The organism is uncultured Ferrovibrio sp., from assembly GCF_937960835.1.
In the GTDB taxonomy this organism is placed as follows: domain Bacteria; phylum Pseudomonadota; class Alphaproteobacteria; order Ferrovibrionales; family Ferrovibrionaceae; genus Ferrovibrio.
Window position 1 is genome coordinate 623458 of record NZ_CALGPC010000006.1, and the last position, 24654, is coordinate 648111.

A 24654-nucleotide genomic window follows, 5' to 3' on the forward strand; every position below is an offset into this window, starting at 1 on the left:
GGCTATCTCCAGATTGGCTTCCCCGAGCCAGGAAGCCCGAGTTTCGGCCATTTTTCCGTGACGGTTCTCACAACATCGTCGCTCATGCGGATCTTCTCGCCCCACTCGCGCTTGGTCTCGGGCGGCCATTTATTGGTGGCATCCAAGCCGATCTTGCTGCCTAAACCGGATTCAGGTGAGGCGAAATCGAGATAGTCGATGGGGGTGTTCTCGACCAGCGTGATGTCACGGGCCGGATCCATGCGGGTCGACATCGCCCAGACGACATCCTTCCAGTCGCGGGCGTTGATGTCGTCGTCCACCACGATCACCCATTTGGTGTACATGAACTGGCGCAGATATGACCACACCCCCATCATCACGCGCTTGGCGTGGCCGGGATACGCCTTCTTCATGCTGACCACGGCCACGCGATACGAGCAGCCTTCGGGCGGCAGCCAGAAATCGACGATCTCCGGGAATTGCTGACGGATCAGCGGCACAAACACATCGTTCAGCGCCTCGCCCAGTACGCTCGGCTCATCCGGCGGCCGGCCGGTGAAGGTGCTCAGATAGATCGGCTGTTTCCGCCGCGTGATAGCGGTGACGGTAAAGACTGGGAACTGCTCGACCGAATTGTAATAGCCGGTATGGTCGCCATACGGCCCTTCGTCGCGGTAATCGTCGAGCGATACATGGCCCTCCAGCACGATTTCGGCTTCGGCAGGCACCTTGAGCGGCACGGTCTTGCAATCGACCAACTCGACCTTCTTGCCGCGCAGCAGGCCGGCAAATTGATACTCTGACAAGGTGTCCGGCACCGGCGTGACAGCGGCGAGGATCGTGCCCGGATCGGCGCCGATTACCACGGCGGCGGGGAAGGGCTCGCGCTTGCCGGCCTGTTTCCAGCGCTGATGCTGCTGTGCGCCGCCGCGATGCTTCAGCCAGCGCATCAGGGTCTGGGTTCTGTTCAGCACCTGCATGCGGTAGATGCCGAGGTTGAAGCGGTCGGTCTTATCCGTCTTCGAGGGACCTTGCGTGACCACCAGCGGCCAGGTGATCAATGGCGCTGGCTCGCCCGGCCAGCAGGTCTGGATTGGCAGAGCATTCAGATCGATGTCATCGCCCTGTAGCACCACCTCGTGTACCGGTCCGCTGCCGACCGTCTTCGGCTGCATCGCCATCACCGTTTTGAGCAGCGGCAGCATGCCCAGCGCTTCCTTGAAGCCGCCTGGTGGCTCCGGCTGGCGCAGGAAGGCGAGCATTTCGCCGACATCCTTCAACTCGGCTGGCAGGCGGTCCATGCCCAGTGCCACACGTTCGACTGTTCCGAACAGGTTCACCAGCACCGGAACGTCGCTCATCGTGCCGTCGGCGCGGATCGGTTTCTCGAACAATACGGCCGGGCCACCCTCGGCCAGCAGCCGCGTCTGGATCTCGGTCATCTCCAGCACGGTCGAGACGGGCTCGCGCACCCGCACCAATTGGCCGCGCGCCTCCAGCTGCGTCATGAAATCGCGAAGCGAGGCATACGGCATTCAGGTCTTCCCCGATCGAGTGGTTGCAACATACAGCCCTGGCAGGACCAGGGCGGCGCCGATCCAATGATAAACGGCGAGCTGTTCGCCGAGAAGCAGCCAGGCCAGCACGGCATTATATACCGGTGACAGATACAGGATCAGCCCGGCCTTGTTCGGCCCGAGATGCTTGGTGATATATCCATGCGAGGCATAGGCGCCGATGCCGGCAATAAGGATGACGGTGGCGAGGGTGGCCAGGGTACGGAAATCCGGCGTGATCGGGCCAACCGTTGCCGTTTCCCAGACCAGGAAGGGCAGCATGACAGCCACGCCAGCGATGGCGATGGATGCCAGCCTTGCGTTGATGCTCAGCAGGCTGGGCCAGCGTTTCAGCAGTACGGAATAAAGCGCCCAGGCAATCGCAGCGGCGAGGATCATCAGATCGCCAGGCACGAAGCTCAGATGCAGGAAGACAGCCGGATCGCCCTTGGCGACAATAGCCAGCATGCCGGTCAGAGCGAGTGCGGTGCCCAGTATCTGGCGCATGGTCATCCGGTCGTGAAACATCACGCGTGACAGCATGATGATCACCACTGGCGATACGGCGTAGATCAGCCCGATATTGGTGGCGGTGGTCGTTTTGCCGGCGGCGTAAACCACAGCGCCGCAGATACCCATGCCGAGCGCGCCCAGTACCAGCAGTCTGCCGGCGTCCTTCGCCAGGTAGCGGCGCTGGCGCCATAGCTCGACGCCGCAAAAGGGCAGCAGCAGAATGAACACGCCCAGCCAGCGCCACACGGCGAGCGCAACGGGCGGAATGAACTCGGCGGAATAGCGCGCCACCAGCATGTTGGTGCAAAACATCGCCGGGGTGACGAACATCATCACCTGGGCGAACGTCTGGTCCCGGTTGTCGGCTCGGTTGTCGGCAGTAGCGGTCATAGGGGCTTTTTCGTTGCCGGCGGAGATTAGGACTTGCGTTGCAGGCTGGCCAGAGCTTAAGCCCTCTCCATGAAGCAGTTTCCTGCCGAATTCGCCGATCTTCTGACGCCGAAAGGCACGGCCCTGCTGGCCGGCCGTCATGCCCAGGCTGGAGCCCTGGTCAATCCGCGCTGCCGCTTTCTTGCGCTTGATGGGCTGATCGATCCACTACGGGCCAGGGCCGCGGCGTCGCTGCTCGACAAGGCGTTGCTGCCGCATCTGCGCGAGATGGCGCAGCCGATCCCGCCTGAAACCATCTGGGAAGAGACACAAAACTACGCCGAGCGGCTGCCCAAGGTAATGCGCCAGCGCACCACCTATCTCGACAATCCCCGGTCCGCCGGCTTCAAGGCTGCCGAAAGCATCGGCTTGATTGCCATGCTGCGGTCGGCAAGCTATCGCGCCTTTGCCGGCGCTCTGGCTGGGCGAGCGCTGAAGCGTAAATACGGCCTGCAGGCTATTGCCTATGCCACGGGCGATTATGCCGGCCCGCATACCGATCACCATCCGGAAGATCCTGAGGCCGCGAAAGGCTATCTGGATGTGCATCTCAGCTTCGCCACGGCGGCCGTGCGCGACCAGTATCTGGTCTATGCCAAGGCCGGTCATTTCACAGAAATGGTAGAGGTGACCAGAAGCGGCCTGGTGACTGCCTACCGACTGCCATTCTGGCATTACACGACGCCGCTGCGCGCCAAGCCGCGGCAGGATGAAGCGGCGCGCCGCTGGGTACTGCTTGGCACCTTCCTTTTCCAGGATCAGGGCGCGAGATAGCCCTTGCGCGGCGCCGGGCCGAGTATGCCGCCGGCTTCCTTGACGGCGCGGATATAGGCAGCTTCCGACTTATAGGGACCGAATTTGTTGAATTCGGTGGGCGAACAGGGCGTCAGCACACCGCCCGAACCAGGTTTGATCTTGAAGTAGCCGCCATCGCGATGAATGATCGGGATGATCTTCTTCTTGCGGCTGAACACCCGGCGCATATTGGCCGAGTGGTCCTTCATCGTGTCGTATTCGTCCGGGTCCAGCTTAAAGATCTTCTCGAAGGCCGCTACCATCTGGTTGACGAATTCGCGCTCGACCACCTGCATGTTGGAGATGATCCAGCAGCGGTCCTCGAAATCCCAGTAATAGGTCAGACCGACGAAATTGCCCCGGTTGTCGATATACGGATAGAAGGGGAAGGAGCGGCAGGCGATGGTGCGGTTGTCGCGTTCGCAGAAGGCTGCGCCCTTGCATTCCACCGCGCAGGCACGCCGCGTCAATTCCTTGACGATCTTGCGCGAAGCGGCATCCACCGGCCTGTAGGGGAACCACAGGTCCGTCCGGGTCCTCAGCAGTTCAAATTCCGCCCGGTCCACCACTGGGATGGCATTCTCGGTGGTGCAGCAGACCGGCTGGCCCTTGTTCAGCGGCGCGCATTTGCGGCCGCAATCCACCTTAGCCAGATTGGCGTTGTATTGCTGGTACAGAGCGGCGAAATCGCTCGGGGTGATTCGAGGCTTCTTCATGGCGCGCACCATACGCGCGCGCCTTGCCTTCGCCAAGCAGTAAGCTAGGCGATCAGCTTTGCCAGCAGGAATGCCGCGAAAACGATCAGGCCGGTATCGCGATTGGCGCGGAATTTCGTCAGGCAATCCTGCGGATTTTCGGGATCAAGCGCCACCACCTGCCAAGCCAGATGGCAAGCCGCCAAAGCCAGGCCAACCCAGAAGGGCCAGCCCAGACCGGCGAGGCCGCCCGCGATCGCCAGACCGATGAGCGTCAAATCGTAGAACAGCGCGATCCAAAGCTTTGCGCGGTCGCCAAACAGCCGCGCAGTCGACTTCACCCCGATCAGCGCATCGTCTTCCTTGTCCTGGAGCGCATAGACGGTGTCGTAGCCCAGCGTCCAGGCAATGCCGGCAGCGTAAAGCGCCAGGGCTGTCCAATCGAGAGTGTCGGCCACGGCCGCATAACCCAGAACAGCGCCCCAGTTGAAAGCCAGCCCCAGGAAGAATTGCGGCCACCAGGTGATCCGTTTCATGAAAGGATAGATGGTGACTAGGCCCAGCGAGGCGATACCCAGCAGGATGGCAAGCTGATTCATCTGAATCAGAACGGCGAAGCCGATCAGGGATTGTGCAACCAGCCAGATCCAGGCTTGCGTGACGGTGACCTGCCCCGATGGGATCGGCCGCAGGCGCGTACGCTCGACCTGGCCGTCGAAGTTGCGGTCAACGATGTCGTTGAAGGTGCAGCCCGCGCCGCGCATCACGATGGAGCCGATGGCGAAAAGCAGCAGCAGGTAATAATCCAGCGGCGCGCCGTCCGGACGCGCCAGGGCGATCGCCCACCAGCCGGGCAGCAGCAGCAGCCAGGTCCCGATCGGGCGGTCCAGCCGTGACAGCCGCGCATAGGGCCGCCAGGACGCGGGCAGCCAGCGCTCGACCCAATGGCCGGGCAGGGCATCCGCGGGGGCCTGATCGGTTTTCGCTGACGTGACTTCCGGGTCCGGCTTTGTCATAACGCTCCTGTAGTCCGTCCCATCCTGTTGCACAAGCGCCGATGCCCACTGCCGAGAAGGCCCGTCTCTTTGTTCCCGATGCGCTGCATACCGGCGTCACCGTCGCGCTTGGCGCGGATCAGGCGCATTATCTGCGCCATGTGCTGCGGCTCGGTTCCGGCGATGCCGTGGCGCTGTTCAATGGCCGCGACGGGGAATTCCGCGCTGTCATCGCGCAGCTCGGCAAAAAGGATATTGCGCTTGAGGTGGAAACCCAGTTGCGCCCCTTCATGGCTTCGGGCGATATCTGGCTCGGCTTCGCGCCGATTCGCCAGGGACGCATCGAATTCATCGTCGAAAAGGCTACCGAACTCGGCATCGGCCGTCTGATACCCGTGCTGACGCGACGCACGCAAGTCACCAAGATAAATGCCGAGCGGCTGGCCGCGCATGCCCGCGAAGCCGCCGAGCAATGCGAACGCCTCGATGTGCCGGAAGTCGCGCCCGCGGTTTCACTTGAGAAACTTATTTCCGAATGGCCGGCTGAGCGGCGTTTGTTTTTCTGCGCCGAGCGCGATGCTGCACCGGCACTTCTGGTTGCAGCGCAACACTGGCCCAAGGATGCGCCATGCGGCCTGCTGATCGGGCCGGAAGGCGGCTTCGCGCCCGAGGATGTCGCGATGGTTCGCAAGGCTTCGAATATGGAGCCGGTGTCGCTTGGACCGACAATTCTGCGGGCGGAAACAGCGGCTCTCGCGGCTCTCGCGATTTTACAAGCGGTGCGGCAGAATTGATCTGGATCGCTGGTAGGGCTTGATCTCGTTCCCCGGCTCTGGACAAGCTTCTTTCCATGCCCCATATGCCGGAAGGCAGCCGTTCGGCCGCGACCAGCAAGTCACGCAATTATAATAATAATTATCATCGAGGTAGTCATGTCCGGACCGGCCCAGGCCCCTGAGACGCCGATCACGTCCAAGGCGCAGCTCGTGGAGTATATCGCCCAAGGAGCGAAGCCCGAGGCCGAATGGCGCATCGGTACCGAGCATGAGAAATTCGCCTATACCACGGCCGACTTGCGTCCGTTGCCCTATGACGGCGAAGTCGGAATCCGCCGCCTGCTTACGGAATTGCAGCGCTACGGCTGGGAGGCGGTGCATGAAGGCAACAATGTCATCGCCCTGACTCTAGGCAAGCAATCGATCACGCTGGAGCCCGGCGGACAGTTCGAGCTCTCGGGCGCGCCGCTGGAAACCATTCACCAGACCTGCGTCGAGGTCAGCACGCATCTCAAGCAGGTCCGCGAGATCGGCGATGAGCTTGGCTTCGCCATGATGGGTCTGGGCTTCAATCCGAAATGGCGGCGCGATGACATCCCCGTAATGCCCAAGGGGCGCTACGACATCATGCGCGCCTATATGCCCCGGAAGGGCAAGCTTGGCCTCGACATGATGCTGCGCACCTGCACCGTGCAGGTGAATCTCGATTTTGCTTCAGAAGCCGACATGGTGAAGAAGTTCCGTGTCGGTCTGGCATTGCAGCCGATCGCCACGGCGATGTTCGCCAACTCGCCGTTCACTGAAGGCAAGCCGAATGGCTTCCTGAGCTATCGCAGCCATATCTGGACCGATACCGATCCGGACCGCACCGGCATGCTCGGCTTCGTTTTCGAGGATGGCATGGGCTTCGAGCGCTATGTCGATCATGCGCTCGATGTGCCGATGTATTTCGTCTATCGCGATGGAAAATATATCGACGCCTCGGGGCAAAGCTTCCGGGACTTCATGGAGGGCAAGCTGCCCGCCTATCCGGGTCATAAGCCCACTCTGCGCGATTGGGCCGATCATATCACCACCCTGTTCCCCGAGGTTCGCTTGAAGCGCTATCTCGAAATGCGCGGTGCCGATGGCGGACCATGGTCGCGGCTTTGCGCGCTGCCCGCGCTGTGGGTGGGATTGCTCTATGACAAGTCGGCACTCGATGCCGCCTGGGATCTCTGCCGCGACTGGACGCTGCAGGAACGCGAGGCGCTGCGCGCCGATGTGCCGAAATACGGCTTGAGCACCATGCTTCGCGGCCGGCCGCTGAAGACTTACGCGCAGGAGATGGTGAAGATCGCCATGTCCGGTTTGAGGGCGCGCAATCGTCTCTCGCCAGCCGGCGAGGACGAAACGCATTTCCTCTCGCCGCTGGTGGCGATTGCAGAGTCCGGCGAAACTCCTGCCGAAGCACTGCTGAAGCGCTATCACGGCGTCTGGAACAAGTCGGTCGATCCGGCCTTCACCGAATTGGCTTACTGAGCCAGGCCTTCAACCGGATCGGGTTATACAGCGACAATGGCGCCTGATCGGCGAAGACCGGCGGCGGATCGGCTACGGCCGTCCGTAAGGTCGCCAGCGCGCTGCGCGCCGCCGGCCAGTCGTCATTCTCGGCCAGATCAGCAATATTGGCGAGAGCACGCGACCAGTCTGCCAAGATGGCATGCACGTCACGCATTGCCTCGTCATCCGGAAAGCGTTCATCGATGAAGCCGAGCTGGCCGCGGATCATTGTCGCCATGCGCGCCGCCAGCGCCGCATCTTCCTCGCTCAGGGGCAGTGCCAATGCGTCAAGATGATGCAGGATGTCCCGCATGTCCTGTTCCAGCGAAACCGGCTCATCCACCAGCGGCACGGGCCGCAGCGCTTCCTGATAGGCGACCAGCGCGTCGAGCAGCACCGGCTCGGGCTCGTCGCCGGCGAAATCCACCACGATCACCCGGCGCGTGAATTCCCGCAGCGACGTGGCCCCGAGATCCTGCCCTAAGCGTTCTTTTGTTTTAACGCCGCGCAGGCTTGGGATCGCCAGCGGATTGTCCCGGCGGTCATCGGCGCGGACATTCCAGAAGCTGTGAGTGACATCGACATGGCCCGGCCGGTCCGACAATCCGGGTATGAAGAAATCGGTGTTGCTGTAGCCGTTGGTGTGGCAGGCGTGGCAGGACAGGCCGGCCTTGCGGGCGGTGCCGCCGAGAATGTCGGGTGAGCGGAAGGCAAGGCGTCCCAGTGCGACATAGAAGCTTGGTGCCTCGCCGCCCTCCAGCGCCTCGCGCGGGTGCAGGCTCAGCGCATCCAGCGACAGGCTGCCGGGGGGCAACCATTCCTGGGCCCCCCGCAGCGACTGGGCAGACGTGATGGTCGGTGCGGAGACTAGAAACGCGACAAGAAGAGCTGCCTTAGCCCGGCGCATTGGGCAGGGAGTGGTCCATCTCGCGCGCCGGCTGCGAGCAGCCGCAATCGCCGAGCAGACGCGCCGGCACGCCGGCCGCCGTGCAATGAGGCGGCACCGGGATCAGCACAACGCTGCCGGCGCCGATCTTGGCATATTCGCCGATCTCGATATTGCCCAGCACCTTGGCGCCTGCGCTGATCAGCACGCCGCGGCGGATCTTCGGATGGCGGTCGCCGGTTTCCTTGCCGGTGCCGCCGAGCGTGACGTTCTGCAGGATCGAAACATCATCATCGACCACCGCCGTTTCACCGATCACCACGCCGGTGCCATGATCGATCATGATCCCGCGGCCGAACCGGGTCGCCGGGTGGATGTCGACGGCAAAGATTTCCGAGGTGCGGCTTTGCAGCAGGAAGGCCATCGTCTCGCGCTTTTCGTGCCACAGCCAGTGGGCGACGCGATGCGCCTGGATCGACTGGAAGCCCTTGAAGAACAGCAGCGGTTTCAAAAAGCCCCGGCAGGCCGGATCGCGCTCGTTCACCGCGACGAGATCGGCGCGCACGGCATGGCCGATATCGGGATCGGACGCGAATGCCTGCTGCATGATCTCGCGCATGCCGAGCGCGGGCAGCGCCTCGTCGCCAAGCTTCTGCGCCAGGATGTAGCTCAGCGCATCCTCCAGCCGCTCGTGATGCAGCACGGTGGAATGGACAAGGCTGGCCAGCAGCGGCTCTTCCGCTGCCACCCGGGCGGCTTCTTCTCGGATCGAGGCCCAGACCGGATCATGCTTCAGCAGTTCGGGCGAGGCGGGCTTGTTGGCGATCACGGGCATGGGGCCCCTCCTGGTCGTCGTGTCCTATTCTACGCCGCTTGGGCGGTTCCGCCCACCGTCAATCCACCGATCAGCAGGGTCGGCTGGCCAACCCCGACCGGCACACCCTGACCGGCCTTGCCGCAGGTGCCGATGCCGGTATCCAGCTTCAGGTCGTTGCCTACGGCCTGCACCTTCTTCAGCACTTCCGCGCCGGCGCCGATCAGCGTGGCGCCCTTGATCGGCGCGCCGACCTTGCCGTTTTCGACCATGTAGGCCTCGGTGCAGGAGAACACGAACTTGCCCGAGGTGATATCGACCTGGCCGCCGCCGAAATTCACCGCATAGATGCCTTTCTTCACGCCGGCCAGGATCTCGGCCGGGTCGCGGTCGCCCGCCAGCATGTAAGTGTTGGTCATGCGCGGCATCGGGTTATGGGCGAAGGATTCCCGTCGGCCGTTGCCTGTGGAGGCGCGGCCCATCAGGCGGGCATTCATCCGATCATACATGAAGCCCTTGAGGATGCCGTCTTCGATCAGCGTGGTGCATTGCGTCGGCGTGCCTTCGTCGTCGACGCTCAGCGAGCCCCGGCGGCGCTCCAGCGTGCCGTCATCGACGATGGTCACGCCCTTGGCGGCGACCTGCTGGCCCACCAGCCCGGCGAAGACCGAGGTCTTCTTGCGATTAAAGTCGCCTTCTAGGCCATGGCCGATCGCTTCATGCAGCAGCACGCCAGGCCAGCCCGGCCCAAGCACGACAGTCATCTCGCCCGCAGGGGCGGGAATCGATTCCAGATTGACCAGCGCCTGCCGCAGCGCATCGTCCACTTCCGCCTGCCAATGGGCCGGATCGAAGAATTGCGCGTAGCCGACCCGTCCGCCGGCGCCGCGGCTGCCGCTTTCCATCCGGTCGCCTTGACCGGCCACCACCGACACGTTCAGCCGCACCAGCGGGCGGATGTCCTCGATCAGTGTGCCGTCGGCGCGCAGGATCGCCACGGCCTGCCAGGAGCCGACCAGCGAGGCTGAGACCTGCCGCACCCGCGGATCCTTCGCACGGGCATAGGCGTCGATTTCCTGCAGCAGCTTGACCTTCTGCTCGAAGGGAAATTCGTTCAGCGGATTGTCCTCGCCATACAGATGGCGGTTGGTCGGTGAGGGCGGCTCGCTCATCACACCGCCATGGCCGGCCCGCACAGCGCGGACCGTGGTAGCGGCGCGCTTGATCGCCGCCTCGCTCAGTTCCGAGGCATGGGCATAGCCGGTCTGCTCGCCGGACACGGCGCGCAGGCCGAAGCCTTGGCTGGTATCGAAGCTGGCGGCCTTCAGGCGGCCGTCATCGAAGCTGAAGCTCTCGGCCTGGGCATATTCGAGGAAGAGTTCGCCGTCGTCGGCGCCATGCAGCGCGTCGCTCACCAGCCGCTCAAGGCGATTGCGGTCCAGTCCGGCCTTGGTGAAGAACAAGTCATGCGCGACGGAAGCACCGGTCATAACAACCTCATACCAATTCTCGACTGACCGGCGCCTGGATGAGCCGGCTCTTGGCAGTATATGGCGCTCCGGTTTGAGAAAATACAGTCCCCGGCTGGACAGCCCAGCTGGACAGCCTAGGGCAGGGAAAGCCCTTCAGCGGCTCCTAGCGGCGGCGGCGCTCGCTCTGGCGCAGCATGGCAGCCATTTCCTCGGCCGGAACAGGCTTGCTGATCAGATAGCCCTGCAGCTCGCTGCAGCCGACGCCACGCAGGAAATCGCGCTGTGCCGCGGTTTCCACACCCTCGGCGACCACCGGTAGATCGAGACCGTTGGCCATACCGACCATGGCACGGACCAGCGCGATGTCCTTTTCGTTGCCCGGCAGATCGGCGATGAAGGCGCGGTCCAGCTTGATCTTGCGGATCGGCAGCCGCTGGATGTAGCTCAGCGACGAATAACCGGTGCCGAAATCGTCCAGAGCGGCATCGATGCCGATCTCGGCCAGTTCGCGCATCGCGGCAACCGTCGCTTCCATATTCTGGATAGCCGCCTGCTCGGTGATCTCGATGCCGAGGAAGGGGATAAGCTCCGGCTCTTCCTCGCGCAGCTTGCGGAAATAGCCCGGCAGATCATCGCGGATGAATTGCTGGCCCGACACATTAATAAACACGCGCCGCGGTTCGACCTGCTGGCGTCGCCATTCGCGCAGCTGCTCGGCCACGCTGTTGATGACCCAGCGGGTGATATGAATGATGCTGCCGGTTTCCTCTGCCAGCGGAATGAATTCCGACGGCGAGATCGCGCCGAGTTCCGGATGGCGCCAGCGCAGCAAGGCCTCGATTGCGCAGATCGCTCCGCTGACGGTTTCCACCACCGGCTGATAGACGATGTGGAATTCGTTGTTCTGGATGGCCGAGTCCAGATTCATCGTCAGCCGCAGGCGCCGCTCGGCGGCCCGCGTCATTTCCGGACTATAGAACCGCGTTGAATCGCCGCCCGACGAACGCACCAGCTTCATCGCCAGTTCGGCCTTGGCCAGAGCATCGCCGATCTTCTCGGCGGGATCGTCGATAATGGCCGCGCCCATGCTAACCTTCAGCGGCACCACGCGGCCATCGAGATTCAGCGGCCGGGTCAGTTGCGCATGCACCAGTTGGGCGAGGTTCAGCGCGTTATTCAGGTCGTTCACGGCCGCCAAGGCCGCGAACTGGTCGGCGGCGATGCGGCCGATCAGGGCCTCGCGCGGCAGCACATCGGCAAGGCGATCAGCGGTGCATTTCAGGACGCTGTCGCCGATATGGTAGCCGAAGCCCTCATTGATATCGCGGAAGCCATCCACATCGAGGTTGAACAGCACCCACAGGCCGTCATCCACCCGATGCTGCGCGCCCAGCATGCGCTCGGTTTCGGCGATGAAGCTGCTGCGGTTCAGGATGCCGGTCAGCGGGTCGTTGCGGCTGGCGAATTCCGCGCGCAGTTCCACATCGCGGCGGTCGGAAATATCCCGAATGATGCCGATGAAACCCGGCGTGCCGCTGTCGTCGAATTCGCCGACGCTGAGATGGATTGGGAAAATCTCGCCGGACTTCTTGCGGCCCAGCGTGTCGCGGCCGAGGCCGAGGATCTTCGCCCGCTTGGTTGTGAGATAATTGCGGATATAGCTGTCATGGCCGGAGCGGAACGGCTCGGGCATGAGGATATTGACGTTCTGTCCGATCAGTTCTTCGGGCTTGTAGCCGAAGATCGCCGCGCCAGCATCGCTGATGGCGACGATGGTGCCCTGGTTGTTGATGTTGATGACGCCTTCGCCCACCGTTTCCAGCAGGCTGCGCAACGTGCTGCCGGCATCCCCATTTGAATCGCCGGCTTGGGATTTCAGAAGCGACGACGGTATGGGAGCTGTCGCCGGACTTTCGGCCAAGTTCGCCGGTTTGCTCGCCGGTGGTGCCGGCGGCGTCGAAGTCATGGAAGTCGAAGCTGAGGAATCTGAGGCCGAAGATGTAGAAGCCTGCGGCGGCGCTTCCTGGTCCGCATTGGACAGCAGCCGCCAGCGCGGGAACGTCATCTGCGCCTGGGTTCCGCTGCCCACCGTGCTGGTCAGCGTCAAGGTGCCGCCATGCAGCTCCATCAGGCGCTTGGAGATCGACAGGCCCAAACCGGTGCCGCCATGCTGGCGTGCCACTTCAGCCTTGGCGAGCTGGAACGGCTCGAAGATCTGCTCCAGCCGTTCCGGCGCGATGCCGATGCCGGTATCGACCACTGTCAGCGACGGACTGCCGTCTGGTAATTGGCGATAGATCACGTCGATGGTGCCGCCGCCGGGCGTGAACTTCACGGCATTGCCCAGCAGGTTGATCAGCACCTGCTTGAGCACGCGTTCATCGGCGCGCAGTTGCGGCAGCGTATCCGGAGAAAGATTGCGCAGGGTGATGCCGCCACGTTCGGCCTGCGGCCGGACCATGGTCAGCGCAGATTCGATCACGGCAGAGAGATCGACCGCCTTTTCATCCAGCGCGTAATAGCCCGCCTCGATGCGCGACATGTCGAGGATGTCGCCGATCAGCGCCAGCAAATGCGTGCCCGAGGCATTGATGTCGCGGGCGTAGTCGACGTAGCGCGGCACACCGACAGGGCCGAACATCTGATCTCGGATGATTTCCGAGAAGCCGATGATCGCGTTGAGCGGCGTGCGCAGCTCGTGGCTCATATTAGCCAGGAACTGGCTCTTGGCGCGGCTGGCTTCCTCAGCCTGGCGAAGTGCGGCTTCGATCCGCCGCTGCTGCCGGTATTGCTCCGTGATGTCCCGGCCCGAGCCGCGGTAACCCATGAAGCGGTTCTCGGAATCGAAAATCGGCTTTCCGTTGATCTCGATCCACACTTCGTTGCCCGCGACCATCGCGCAATAGCGGAAACCGCGGAAAGCCTGATGGCTGTCGAGCTGGCGGCGATGCTCCTCCCAGAACTGCCGGTCGGCCTCGGTCATATTCGGGTTGGCCACTTCCCAGCGCCGCCGCCCGAGGAAGGCGATCCGCATGGTGTTGGTATTTGGCGATGAGGATTCAGATACCCAGGTAAACCGGTGCTCGGCATCGGTTTCCCAGAACCAGTCCGAGGCCAGTTCGGCAAAATCGCGCAGCTTGTATTCGGCCACCTGCAGGGCGACCTGATGCATCCGTTCGGGGGTGCTCGCTTCGGTGATGACCACCAGACCGGTGACCTGGCCGCTGTCATCCTTGACCGGCGCCACCGTCAGACCCTGGCACAGCCAGCCATTGGCCCAGCGGATCAGGGTATTGCCGATCTGGCGGCGGCCCTCCTTGCGGGCCGAGTCCAGCAGGGGGCGCAGCTTTTCGGCCTCGCCCAGCGCAAAACCCATGGAAAAGGGCTGGCCGATGAGTTGATCGCCGCTCATTTCCGTCAAAGCGGCATAAGCGGTGTTGCAGGACACGTAATGGTAGGTATTTTGGCCACCGCACTCAACCGCGAAAGCGGGCCGGTCCAGCCAATCCAGGATTTCCTGGGTAAGTTTTCGCTGGACGAGATTAAGCATGCCGACAGCCCCCTGAGGTGGCAGATTAGGAGGGGCTTTTTCGCTACGCAAGGGCGAGGCAAATCAATGATTAAGATCAATCTCACCCGATTTTTCGGGTTACAGCGACAAATCGTCGCAGAACGTCCTCAGGCCGGGCAATGAGATCGGGCCTCGGTGTATGTTCCGGCCCTCAGAAGTGTGACTCTGTGCCAAGTTAACGCGAGGGTATGGAACTATGGGGTGGGATTGCTTTTCGGGTGCCCGTTGGTTGGCGGTCCGGACGGCGGCAATGGCCGCTATAAGCATTGTAATGACGATCGTCCTGTTCGGCGGTCAGGCGATGGCCGAGACGGTCGGGCAGCCGACCCCGTGGAAGCTGGGGCTGCAGGCCGGCGTAAGCCCGGTGGCCACCGACATTCATAATTTCCACGATCTGCTTCTCTGGATCATCACGCTGATCTCGGCCTTCGTGCTGGCGCTGCTGCTGTATGTGATGCTGCGGTTCCGCGCTTCTGCCAATCCGGTGCCCTCGAAGACTTCGCACAACACGCTGGTTGAAGTGCTGTGGACCGTGGTGCCGATCCTGATCCTGATTGTCATCGCCGTACCCTCGTTCAAGCTGCTGTATTTCGGCGACAAGACCAAGGATGCCGAGCTGACCATCAAGGCGATCGGCAAGCAGTGGTACTGGACCTACGAATACCCGGATAACGGCAACTTCACCTTCGACGCCACCATGGTGGCGGATGCCGATCTGAAGCCCGGCCAGCCGCGCCTGCTGGAAACCGACAACCCGGTCGTCGTGCCGGTGAACACCAATGTCCGCCTGCTGGTTACCGCTGCTGACGTCATCCATGCCTGGGCCATGCCGGCCTTCGGCGTGAAGAAGGACGCGGTGCCGGGCCGCCTGAACGAGACCTGGTTCCGTGCTGAGCGCGAAGGCGTCTATTACGGCCAGTGCTCGGAAATCTGCGGCACCAACCACGCCTTCATGCCAATCAAGGTGCAGGTTGTCTCGAAGGAGGCCTACGCTAAGTGGGTCGAAGAGGCTCAGCAGAAATTCGCCACTGTTGACGGTGCGTCGCCGCGTCTGGCTGACGCGCGCGTCGCTCAATAATCGAACGCTTCAGGAGTAAGGGGAACGCCATGGCTCACGCCAATACTCACGCGGCCCACGATCATCACGACGATCATCATCTGCCGACCGGCTGGCGCCGGTGGGTTTATTCGACCAACCACAAGGACATCGGCACGATGTACCTGATCTTCGCCGTGGTGGCCGGCCTGATTGGCGGCCTCATGTCGGTGCTGATGCGGGCCGAGCTGATGAACCCCGGCAACGGCATCCTTGGCGAGAACTATCACCTCTTTAACGTGCTGATCACCGGCCACGGCCTGATCATGATCTTCTTCATGGTCATGCCTGCGATGATCGGTGGGTTCGGCAACTGGTTCGTGCCGCTGATGATCGGCGCGCCGGACATGGCCTTCCCTCGCATGAACAACATTTCCTTCTGGCTGCTGATCCCGGCCCTGGGCCTGCTGATCATTTCCATGTTCGTGGAAGGTCCGGCGGGCGGCATGGGCGCCGGCACCGGCTGGACGATCTATCCGCCGCTCAGCTCCGATGTCGGCCATCCCGGACCGGCGGTCGGCCTCGGCATCCTCAGCCTGCACATCGCGGGTGCCTCGTCGATCCTTGGCGCGATCAACTTCATCACCACCATCTTCAACATGCGCGCGCCGGGCATGACGCTCCATAAGATGCCGCTGTTCGTGTGGTCGGTGCTGATCACCGCCTTCCTGCTGCTGCTGTCGCTGCCGGTTCTGGCGGGCGGCATCACCATGCTGCTGACCGACCGCTACTTCGGCACTGCCTTCTTCAAGCCCGAAGGCGGCGGCGATCCGCTGCTGTTCCAGCACCTGTTCTGGTTCTTCGGTCATCCCGAAGTGTACATCCTGATCCTGCCGGGCTTCGGCATCATCAGCCAGATCGTGTCGACCTTCTCGCGCAAGCCGGTCTTTGGCTATCTCGGCATGGCCTACGCCATGGTCGCGATCGGCGTGGTCGGCTTCGTCGTCTGGGCCCACCACATGTACACGGTGGGGCTGGACGTCGACACCCGCGCCTACTTCACCGCCGCCACAATGGTGATCGCGGTCCCGACGGGCGTGAAGATCTTCTCGTGGATCGCCACGATGTGGGGCGGCTCCATCGAGTTCAAGGTGCCGATGCTGTTCGCCATCGGCTTCATCTTCCTCTTCACCGTCGGTGGCGTCACCGGTGTGGTCCTGGCGAATGCCGGTATCGACACCTATCTGCACGACACCTATTACGTGGTGGCTCACTTCCACTACGTGCTCAGCCTCGGCGCCGTGTTCGCCATCTTCGCTGGCTTCTACTACTGGTTCGGCAAGATGTCGGGCTACGAGCTGAGCGAGACGGCCGGCCAGATCCATTTCTGGACCACGTTCATCGGCGTGAACCTGCTGTTCTTCCCGATGCACTTCCTCGGCCTGCAGGGCATGCCGCGCCGCATTCCGGATTACCCGGATGCCTTCGCTGGCTGGAACTTCGTCGCCTCGATCGGCTCCTATATCGCCTTCGCGTCCACGCTGTTCTTTGTCGGCTCGGTTATCTATGCCTTCATCCGCAAGAAGAAGGCTGCTGCTAACCCGTGGGGCGAGGGTGCGACGACGCTCGAATGGACCCTGTCGTCGCCGCCGCCGTTCCACCAGTACGAGAAGCTCCCGGTCATCAAGTAAGACCGGGACGCTCCTGCTAGCCCCAAGCGTTGTGGAGTAGTTGGTGTCCGACGCGAGCTACATCGCCGAACGAGAAGAGGCCGGCGCTGCCGGCCTCGACGCCGCTTATGCGAAGACCGGCGAAGCCCGTCCTGCCGATTATCTTGCGCTGCTGAAGCCGCGTGTGATGTCGCTGGTGGTCTTCACCGGTCTCGTCGGCATGGTGCTGGCGCCGGGCAGTCTGCATCCGACGCTGGCGGTCACCGCTCTGTTGTGCATCGCCATCGGAGCGGGCGCTTCAGGCGCCATCAATATGTGGTATGACGCCGATATCGATGCCGTAATGGCCCGCACCCGCGGCCGGCCGATCCCGCAAGGACGGGTCAGCCGCGAGGAGGCGCTTGGCTTCGGCACCGTGTTGTCGGTGGGCTCGGTGCTGATGATGGGGCTGGCGGTGAACTGGGTGGCGGCCGCCATCCTGGCGCTGACCATCGCCTTCTATGTTTTCGTCTACACGATGTGGCTGAAGCGCCGCACGCCGCAGAACATTGTCATCGGCGGCGCCGCCGGCGCCTTCCCGCCGATGCTCGGCTGGGCTGCCGTGACCGGCGATGTCAGCCTTATGCCGGTGCTGCTGTTCGCCATCATCTTCATGTGGACGCCGCCGCATTTCTGGGCTCTGGCGCTTTATCGCTCCGAGGATTACGCCCGTGCCGGCGTGCCGATGCTGCCGGTCGTGGCGGGCGAGCGCGAGACGCGCCGCCAGATCCTGATCTACAGCCTGCTGCTGGTGCCGCTGACGCTGGCGCCCTGGGCGCTGAACCTTGCGGGCCCGCTTTACGGGATCGCCACTGCCGGACTGGGCGCGATCTTCCTCGTCCTGGCCTGGCGTATCTGGCGCAGCGATGATGTGCGCCCGGCCAAGCACATGTTTGCCTATTCGATCCTGTATTTGTTCCTGCTCTTCTCGCTGCTGCTGGCGGAGCGGGGGCTCGGTTGGGGAGCATGATGGCCGTGCCCCAGAACGACGAACATAAGCGCCGCCGGGCGCGCAATATTGCGTTGGCGCTGGTCCTGGGCGCGCTGGTGATCCTGTTCTACCTCATCACCATTGCCAAGATGGCAGGTGGCGGGCAATGACGCGACCGAACGACGCCCGCAATCGCCGTATTGCCTGGAGCTGCGCCGCCGTGGTCGCCGGCATGGTCGGGCTGTCCTTTGCCTCGGTGCCGCTTTACGATCTGTTCTGCCGCGTGACCGGCTTTGGCGGCACGCCCCAGCGCGCCGAATCGGCGCCGGCCATTGCCAAGCCGCAGGAACAGTTGATCACCGTCCGCTTCAACGCCGATACTGGTCGCGACATGCCCTGGAAGTTCCAGCCGGCGCAGCGCGAGGTGAAGGTCAAGCCGGGCGAGGAAACGCTGATCTTCTACCGCGCCAGCAATCCGACCGATAAGCCCATCGTCGGCCAGGCCACCTTCAACGTCACGCCCGACAAGGCCGGTCAGTATTTCAACAAGATCGCCTGCTTCTGCTTCGAGGAACAGCGCCTCGAGCCGGGCCAGACGGTCGATATGCCGGTGTCCTTCTTCGTCGATCCGGACATGCTCACCGATCCGAAGACGCGCGAGGTCCACACCATCACCTTAAGCTATACCTTCTTCCGTCATGCGGACGAGGAGAAGAAGCTTTCCGACCGCGGCGGCAATGTCCGCACGGTGAATTGAGTATGAAACGTCTGCGTAACTAGGGGGTATCACCATGGCCGCAAGCAGCGCCCGCAACCACGATTACCATCTCGTCGATCCAAGCCCGTGGCCGTTCCTGGGCTCGATGGGCGCCTTCGCGCTCGCGATCGGCGCCGTCGCCGGCTTCCATGGCGCCAGCTATCTCTGGATGGTGCCGGGCCTGTTGCTCGTTCTCTACGTGATGATCGGCTGGTGGCGTGACGTCATCCGCGAAGCCGAGCATGAGGGCCATCACACCCCGGTGGTGCAGCTGCATCTGCGCTACGGCATGGTGATGTTCATCGCTTCCGAGGTGATGTTCTTCGTCGCCTGGTTCTGGGCTTACTTCAACGCCGCCCTGTTCCCGACCGAGGCGATCAACCATCAGTGGCCGCCGGCAACCATCGAGACCTTCAATCCGTGGGAGCTGCCGTTCATCAACACCCTGATCCTGCTGCTGTCGGGCACCACGGTGACCTGGGCGCACCACGCGCTGCTGCATAACGACCGCAAGGGTTTGGTCCAGGGCCTGACGCTGACGGTGATCCTCGGCATCCTGTTCACCGCCTGCCAGGCTTACGAATACAGCCATGCCGCCTTCGGCTTCACCGACGGCATCTATGCCTCGACCTTCTACATGGCGACCGGCTTCCATGGCTTTCACGTCATCGTCGGCACGATCTTCCTGATCGTCTGCCTGCTGCGCGCGGTGAAGGGCCATTTCAAGCCGGACCATCACTTCGGCTTCGAGGCTGCCGCCTGGTACTGGCACTTCGTCGACGTCGTATGGCTGTTCCTGTTCACTGCCATCTACTGGTGGGGTGCCGGCACGCCGGCGGCCCATTAATCGGATCAGGGCGATGGCGGCTTTCTATCCGCCGCTGTCCCCGTTCTCTACGGGGCTTCGCTGCCGCTGCCCCCGCTGCGGCGAAGCCCCTCTGTTTTCCGGCCTGCTGACGGTGCGGCCGAGTTGTCCCTCCTGCGGCCTGGAGAACGGGCCGCTGGATCAGGGCGACGGTCCGGCCGTCTTCGTCATCCTCATCCTGGGCTTTATCGTGGTCGGCCTGGCGCTCTGGGTGGAACTCAGCTTCGCGCCGCCGCTCTGGCTGCATCTGGTTTTATGGACGCCGCTGATCATCGGCGGCGCCATTCTGATGCTGCGGCCCTTCAAAGCTGTGCTCATCGCGCTACAATTCCGCCACAAGGCATCGTCCGACATCGAATTGCTGCGCGAGTAATCCTTTGACATTATTAGGTTTCCGGCCAAGCCTTTGGCCGACGCTCTTCACTGTCCCGGCCCTGATCATCCTGCTCGCGCTGGGCACCTGGCAGGTCCAGCGGCTGTTCTGGAAGCTCGACCTCATCCACACGGTCGAGCAGGGGATGCAGGCGCCCGCCGTGCCGCTGCCCGCCGGCCCGGTGAATCCCGAGGAATGGAACTACCGGCGCGTCATCGTCAAAGGCAGCTTCGACTACAACCACGAATTTCACCTGCTGGCGCATTCCGAGCGCGGCAATTTCGGCTATCACGTCATCGTCCCGCTGAAGCGCAGCGACGCGCCCGGTTGGGTGCTGGTCAGCCGCGGCTGGGTGCCGCCCGAGCGCAAGACCCCGGATCAGCGCCCGGAGGGGCAGGTGACGGGTGAGGTCACCATCAGCGGCATTGCCCGCGCCCCGTGGCCGCAGGGGCCTTTCGTTCCCGACAACGATCTTGAGCGGAATCTTTGGTATTTCGGCGATGCTGCGGGAATGCTGAAGCAGGCTGGCATTACCGATGCGCCGCTGCTCTTCGTCGATGCCGATGCCTCGGTGACGGTGCCGGGCGGCTGGCCGCGTCCCGGCCATACGCGGGTGACTTTCACCAATAACCATTTGGCCTACGCCTTCACCTGGTACAGTGGCGCGGTGATCCTGGTGGTGATCTACGTGCTCTGGCATCGGCGGCGAGGACGTCAGGATTCCCAGGCGCCGAAGGGATAGCGATGAAAAGCTACAAGGCCCTTGAACAGCGCTTTCGCCGTATCGCAGCGGTGAACGGCGCGCTGGCGATGCTCGGCTGGGACCAATCCACCATGATGCCGGAAGGCGGAGCCAAGGTCCGCTCTGAGCAGATGGCGGTGCTTAGCGTCGTCCGCCATGAATGGATCACCGATCCCAAGCTCGGCGACCTTCTGGGCGAGGCGGAGGCGCAGAAGGAAAAGCTCAACGAGTGGCAGCGCGCCAATCTGCGCGAGATGCAGCGTCAATGGCGCCATGCCACGGCGCTAACGCCGAAACTCGTTGAGGCGCGCGCCAAGGCGACGCTGAATTGCGAGATGGTCTGGCGCAAGGCGCGCGAGGCCAACCACTTCAAAAGCTTTGCCACGGCGTTTGCGCCGGTACTGGAACTCACCCGCGAAGTCGCCGCCGCCAAGGCCGCGGCTTTCGGAATCTCGCCTTACGATGCCCTGCTGGATGAATACGAGCCGGAGGGCAGCGCGGCGGCGATCGACAAGCTGTTTGCCGATCTGGGCAGCTTTCTGCCGAGCTTCATCGACAAGGCGCTGGACCGTCAGGCCCGGCGGCCGGCCATTGTAGAAGTCGAAGGCCGCTTTCCCACTGAGACCCAGCGCCAGATCGGCCTGCGCTTCATGAAGCAGCTCGGCTTCGATTTCCGTCATGGCCGTCTCGATGTCAGCCTGCATCCCTTCAGCGGCGGCGTGCAGACCGATGTGCGCATCACCACGCGCTACGACGAGAATGATTTCACCACGTCGCTGATGGGCGTGCTGCACGAAACCGGCCATGCGCTTTACGAACAGGGGCTGCCGAAACGCTGGCGCAACCAGCCGGTCGGCGAGGCGCGCGGCATGGTGCTGCATGAAAGCCAGAGCCTTCTGATCGAGATGCAGGTCTGCCGCAGCCGCGAATTCCTTCGCTATGCCACGCCGATCCTGCGCAAGGCTTTCAAGGGTGAAGGCCCGGCCTGGACGGAAGACAATCTGCACCGGCTTTACACGCGCGTGCGGCCCGATCTGATCCGCGTCGATGCCGACGAGGTCACCTATCCGGCCCATGTCATCCTCCGCTATCGCCTGGAGCAGGCGATGCTGAATGGCGACCTGCCGATTGCCGACCTGCCGCATGCCTGGAACGACGGCATGCAGACGCTGCTGGGCGTCGAGGTGCCCGATGACCGCATGGGTTGCATGCAGGACATCCACTGGGCTGTCGGTTCGATTGGCTATTTTCCGACTTATACGCTGGGCGCACTGGCGGCAGCGCAGCTTTTTGCGGCGGCCAGGGAACAAGATGGCACCATTCTGCCTGGAATTGAGAAGGGTAATTTCAAGCCGCTCTTGCAATGGTTGCGCACTCATGTGCACGGTAAGGGCTCGCTTTTATCCACCGATGCGCTGCTGCGGGCGGCGACCGGCAAGCCGCTGGACACCGCTGCCTTCAAGGCGCATCTCAAGGCGCGTTATTTGAGCTGATCCGCTATTTGAGCCGAGTAAGACACGATGCGTTACATCTCCACCCGCGGCCAGGCGCCGGCCCTTGATTTCGAAGGCGTCCTGCTGGCTGGCCTGGCTGCCGATGGCGGTCTTTATGTGCCTGAAACCTGGCCGCAATTCAGCGCCGCCGAATGGTGCGCCATGCGCGGCCTGTCTTATGCCGAGATCGCCTTCCGGGTGATTAAGCCGTTCGTTGGCGGCTGCATCCCCGATGCGGATCTGAAGCGCATGATCGAAGAGGCTTATGCGACCTTCGGCCATAAGGCGGTGGTGCCGCTGCGCCAGGTCGATGCCAACGATTGGGTGCTGGAGCTGTTCCATGGCCCGACGCTGGCTTTCAAGGATGTCGCGCTGCAGTTGCTTGGCCGGCTGTTTGACTGGGCGCTGGCGCGCTCGGGCAAGCATGCCACCATCCTTGGCGCCACCTCGGGCGATACCGGCTCGGCCGCCATCGAGGGTTGCCGCGGCCGTACCAATCTCGACATCTTCATCCTGTTTCCGCATGGCCGGGTCTCGGAAGTGCAGCGCCGCCAGATGACCACGGTGACCGACGCCAATGTGCATGCCATCGCGTTGGAAGGCACCTTCGACGACGCCCAGGCGATGGTGAAGGCGCTGTTCAACGATGCCGATTTCCGCGCCAAGTCCAACCTGACGGCAGTAAACTCGATTAACTGGGCGCGTGTCATGGCTCAGATCGTCTATTACGTCACGGCCTCGCTCAGCCTCGGCGGTCCGGACCGCGCCCCGGCTTTCTGTGTTCCGACAGGCAATTTCGGCGACATCTTCGCGGGCTATTGCGCGGCCCGCATGGGCCTGCCGGTCGCCAAGCTGATCGTTGCCACCAACCGCAACGACATCCTCACGCGTTTCTTCGCCAGTGGCGATTATCGCAAGGACAAGGTGGCGCCGACCATCAGTCCCAGCATGGACATCCAGGTCGCCAGCAATTTCGAGCGCCTGCTCTTCGACATGCATGGTCGCGACGCTGCGCAGGTTCGCAGCTTGATGGCTGATCTCGACAAGAATGGGGGCTTCACGGTTTCGGCGAATGCTCTGGCCGAAACGAAGCAGCTCTTTGCCGCCGGCCGCGCCGATGAGGCGCAGACCAAGGCGATGCTGAGGCAGGCTTTTGCAGGCTCGAACGGAATGCTGATCGACCCGCATACCGCCGTGGCCCTGTCGGTTGCGGCTGAGCAGCGCGGCAGCCGTGCTGTGGCGGCAGATATCCCGCTGATCACGCTGGCGACCGCCGATCCGGCAAAATTCCCCGACGCTGTCCGCGAGGCGACGGGCCAGCACCCGCCGTTGCCGCCGCGCATGGCCGATCTGTTCGAACGGCCCGAGCGCCAGACGGTGCTGCCCAACGACGTCACTGCCGTGCGCGCCTTCATCGAGCGTCATACCCAGCGCAGTCCGGTGACCGCATGACCGTCCGCATCAGCAAAATCAGCAACGGTATGCGGGTGGTCTCTGAGACCATGCCGCAGGTCAAGACGGTGGCTGTCGGCGTCTGGGTTGATGCCGGTGCGCGCGATGAAACGCCGGAAATCAATGGCGTCGCCCATATGCTGGAGCATATGGCCTTCAAGGGCACCGAACGGCGCTCGGCTTTGGCCATTGCCGAAGAGATCGAGGCGGTGGGCGGCCATCTCAACGCCTTCACCTCGCGTGAGCAGACCGCCTATTACGCCCGGGTAATGGAAGGCGATATCGATCTCGCCCTCGATATCCTCGCCGACATTCTGCAGCATTCGGTCTTCGATCCGGCCGAGCTGGAGCGCGAGCGCGGCGTGATCATCCAGGAGATCGGCCAGTCGGAAGACACGCCCGATGACATCATCTTCGACCACCTGCAGGAAACCGCGTTTCCCGAGCAGGCGCTCGGCCGCTCGATTCTTGGTACGGTCGAGCGCGTATCGAACATGAAGCGCGAGGATCTGCAGGGCTTCCTGGACCGCTTCTACCACGCGCCCAATCTGGTGCTGGTGGCTGCCGGAGCAGTCGATCACGACAAGCTGGTGGCAGCCGCCGAGACGCTTTTCTCCGGATTGTCGAAAACGCCGCGCCAGCCGCCGCAGAAAGCCATCTATCGCGGCGGTGAGAAGCGGGCGATGCGCGATCTGGAACAGGCCCATATCGCCATCGCGCTGCCCGGCGTGCCGTTCGGCGATCCGATGTATTTCGCCATGCAAGTCTATGCGACCGTGCTCGGTGGCGGCATGTCCTCGCGGCTGTTCCAGGAAGTGCGCGAGAAGCGCGGCCTGGCCTATTCGGTTTATGCCTATCCGTCGTTTTATCGCGACGGCGGCCTGATGACCGTCTATGCCGGCACCAGCGGCGAGCAGTTGCGCGAACTGATGCCGGTGCTGGCGGATGAACTGGCCAAGCTCACCGGCCATATCGAAGCGGCCGAGATCGATCGTGCCCGCGCGCAGCTCAAGGTCGGCTATGTCATGTCGCTGGAAAGCTCCGGTGCCCGGCTTGAGCAGCTTGGCCGTCATATGCTGATCTACAATCGGCCGCTCGATGTGGACGAGGTGCTGAACGCGCTCGATGCCGTCGACGAGGCGGCGGTGAAGGCGGTGGCCGAACGCGTCATGCGGAGTGCCGCGCCGACTGTTGCGGCTTTGGGACCGATTGGTGCGCTGGAGGACTACGCGCGCTTTTCGGCGAGGTTCGGCTAAGACGGGGGTGGGGG

At 63.0% G+C, this 24654-nt stretch carries 22 protein-coding genes; 14 read left to right on the top strand and 8 right to left on the bottom strand.

Annotated elements, in window-relative coordinates:
- Positions 1–2 precede the first annotated feature (2 nt).
- Together Q0603_RS07345 and Q0603_RS07350 are read right to left on the bottom strand one after the other, a co-directional pair.
- A complete protein-coding gene (locus Q0603_RS07345; protein ID WP_298724112.1) occupies positions 3–1517 on the bottom strand; it encodes a UbiD family decarboxylase in 1515 nt (504 codons plus the stop codon).
- Positions 1518–2441 carry a DMT family transporter gene (locus tag Q0603_RS07350; protein ID WP_298724114.1) on the bottom strand — a complete coding sequence of 308 codons (924 nt, stop codon included), beginning with the start codon at positions 2439–2441 and terminating at the stop codon, positions 1518–1520.
- 69 nt (positions 2442–2510) lie between these two features.
- On the opposite strand from Q0603_RS07350, the gene Q0603_RS07355 reads away from it, so the two are divergent.
- Positions 2511–3254 (top strand): hypothetical protein, encoded by a 744-nt coding sequence (locus Q0603_RS07355; protein ID WP_298724116.1) that lies wholly within the window; start codon positions 2511–2513, stop codon positions 3252–3254.
- Here the strand turns inward: Q0603_RS07355 and Q0603_RS07360 are convergent.
- Positions 3239–3991: a hypothetical protein gene (locus tag Q0603_RS07360; RefSeq protein ID WP_298724118.1), complete on the bottom strand. Its 753-nt coding sequence runs from the start codon at positions 3989–3991 to the stop codon at positions 3239–3241. The genes Q0603_RS07355 and Q0603_RS07360 overlap by 16 nt on opposite strands.
- Before the next feature lie 44 nt (positions 3992–4035).
- Entirely contained in the window at positions 4036–4986 is a 951-nt protein-coding gene (ubiA, locus tag Q0603_RS07365) for a 4-hydroxybenzoate octaprenyltransferase (protein WP_298724120.1), read from the bottom strand.
- Positions 4987–5027: 41 nt separating this feature from the next.
- Between ubiA and Q0603_RS07370 the strand changes: the two genes are divergently transcribed.
- Both Q0603_RS07370 and Q0603_RS07375 read left to right on the top strand, forming a co-directional pair.
- Positions 5028–5759: a 16S rRNA (uracil(1498)-N(3))-methyltransferase gene (locus Q0603_RS07370; protein ID WP_298724122.1), complete on the top strand. Its 732-nt coding sequence runs from the start codon at positions 5028–5030 to the stop codon at positions 5757–5759.
- A gap of 138 nt (positions 5760–5897) precedes the next feature.
- Entirely contained in the window at positions 5898–7262 is a 1365-nt protein-coding gene (locus tag Q0603_RS07375) for a glutamate--cysteine ligase (protein WP_298724124.1), read from the top strand.
- On the opposite strand, the gene Q0603_RS07380 is transcribed toward Q0603_RS07375, so the two are convergent.
- The 4 genes from Q0603_RS07380 to Q0603_RS07395 form a co-directional block, all read right to left on the bottom strand.
- Positions 7243–8097 carry a hypothetical protein gene (locus Q0603_RS07380; protein WP_298724125.1) on the bottom strand — a complete coding sequence of 285 codons (855 nt, stop codon included), beginning with the start codon at positions 8095–8097 and terminating at the stop codon, positions 7243–7245. The genes Q0603_RS07375 and Q0603_RS07380 overlap by 20 nt on opposite strands.
- 79 nt (positions 8098–8176) lie before the next feature.
- On the bottom strand, positions 8177–9004 hold the full coding sequence (gene cysE, locus Q0603_RS07385) for a serine O-acetyltransferase (protein WP_298724127.1): 828 nt from the start codon (positions 9002–9004) through the stop codon (positions 8177–8179).
- Between the two features lie 29 nt (positions 9005–9033).
- Positions 9034–10473 carry a metalloprotease TldD gene (gene tldD, locus Q0603_RS07390; RefSeq protein ID WP_298724129.1) on the bottom strand — a complete coding sequence of 480 codons (1440 nt, stop codon included), beginning with the start codon at positions 10471–10473 and terminating at the stop codon, positions 9034–9036.
- Between the two features lie 145 nt (positions 10474–10618).
- The gene (locus Q0603_RS07395) at positions 10619–14005 is read right to left on the bottom strand and encodes an EAL domain-containing protein (RefSeq protein ID WP_298724131.1); all 3387 of its coding nucleotides are present in this window, start codon (positions 14003–14005) and stop codon (positions 10619–10621) included.
- A 292-nt stretch (positions 14006–14297) separates the two neighbouring features.
- Between Q0603_RS07395 and coxB the strand changes: the two genes are divergently transcribed.
- The 11 genes from coxB to Q0603_RS07450 all read left to right on the top strand — a co-directional run bounded on the left by coxB (position 14298) and on the right by Q0603_RS07450 (position 24640).
- The gene (coxB, locus tag Q0603_RS07400; protein ID WP_298724134.1) at positions 14298–15104 is read left to right on the top strand and encodes a cytochrome c oxidase subunit II; all 807 of its coding nucleotides are present in this window, start codon (positions 14298–14300) and stop codon (positions 15102–15104) included.
- A 29-nt stretch (positions 15105–15133) separates the two neighbouring features.
- The gene (ctaD, locus tag Q0603_RS07405) at positions 15134–16753 is read left to right on the top strand and encodes a cytochrome c oxidase subunit I (protein ID WP_298724136.1); all 1620 of its coding nucleotides are present in this window, start codon (positions 15134–15136) and stop codon (positions 16751–16753) included.
- A 61-nt stretch (positions 16754–16814) separates the two neighbouring features.
- Complete coding sequence (locus Q0603_RS07410) at positions 16815–17741, top strand: heme o synthase (protein ID WP_298724220.1); 927 nt, start codon at positions 16815–16817, stop codon at positions 17739–17741.
- Complete coding sequence (locus Q0603_RS07415; protein ID WP_298724138.1) at positions 17738–17872, top strand: hypothetical protein; 135 nt, start codon at positions 17738–17740, stop codon at positions 17870–17872. The genes Q0603_RS07410 and Q0603_RS07415 overlap by 4 nt, the downstream gene beginning before the upstream one ends.
- Positions 17869–18459, top strand: coding sequence for a cytochrome c oxidase assembly protein (locus tag Q0603_RS07420; RefSeq protein WP_298724141.1), 591 nt, complete (start codon positions 17869–17871; stop codon positions 18457–18459). The genes Q0603_RS07415 and Q0603_RS07420 overlap by 4 nt, the downstream gene beginning before the upstream one ends.
- A 34-nt stretch (positions 18460–18493) precedes the next feature.
- A complete protein-coding gene (locus tag Q0603_RS07425; RefSeq protein ID WP_298724143.1) occupies positions 18494–19306 on the top strand; it encodes a cytochrome c oxidase subunit 3 in 813 nt (270 codons plus the stop codon).
- A gap of 13 nt (positions 19307–19319) precedes the next feature.
- Complete coding sequence (locus Q0603_RS07430; RefSeq protein WP_298724145.1) at positions 19320–19697, top strand: DUF983 domain-containing protein; 378 nt, start codon at positions 19320–19322, stop codon at positions 19695–19697.
- Between the two features lie 4 nt (positions 19698–19701).
- Positions 19702–20439, top strand: a complete 738-nt coding sequence (locus Q0603_RS07435) for an SURF1 family protein (protein ID WP_298724147.1) — start codon at positions 19702–19704, stop codon at positions 20437–20439.
- Positions 20440–20441: 2 nt separating this feature from the next.
- Complete coding sequence (locus Q0603_RS07440; protein WP_298724149.1) at positions 20442–21932, top strand: carboxypeptidase M32; 1491 nt, start codon at positions 20442–20444, stop codon at positions 21930–21932.
- A gap of 27 nt (positions 21933–21959) precedes the next feature.
- Positions 21960–23384, top strand: coding sequence for a threonine synthase (gene thrC / locus Q0603_RS07445; protein WP_298724151.1), 1425 nt, complete (start codon positions 21960–21962; stop codon positions 23382–23384).
- Positions 23381–24640 (top strand): pitrilysin family protein, encoded by a 1260-nt coding sequence (locus tag Q0603_RS07450; protein WP_298724153.1) that lies wholly within the window; start codon positions 23381–23383, stop codon positions 24638–24640. Before thrC ends, Q0603_RS07450 begins: the two co-directional genes overlap by 4 nt.
- The last annotated feature ends 14 nt before the right edge of the window (positions 24641–24654 follow it).